General features: G+C 50.0%; 1 pseudogene. It reads right to left on the reverse strand.

Going from position 1 to position 220, the window contains the following annotated elements:
- Positions 1 to 220: pseudogene (locus HMPREF2958_RS06450) on the reverse strand (hypothetical protein); the annotation flags it as partial.

A 220-nucleotide genomic window follows, 5' to 3' on the forward strand; every position in this document is an offset into this window, starting at 1 on the left:
TACACCTTGTAATACCCTCCCGGTTCAATGGAGGCCATATAATCATCCATTGATTGATCCTTATTCGGGGAATCTGAAAGCGCTAATTTTCCACACTCCCGAGTCTCAACCCACCCTACCCGGGTATAGTCGGTATTGCCTGAGAGATCACCGCCAGCACGGTATTCTGCCCAGGCTTTCTCGACCGTGCAGTACTTGTACTTCCCCTCACTATCATCAC

The sequence above is a fragment of the Rothia sp. HMSC036D11 genome, assembly GCF_001814205.1.
Taxonomy (GTDB): domain Bacteria; phylum Actinomycetota; class Actinomycetes; order Actinomycetales; family Micrococcaceae; genus Rothia; species Rothia dentocariosa.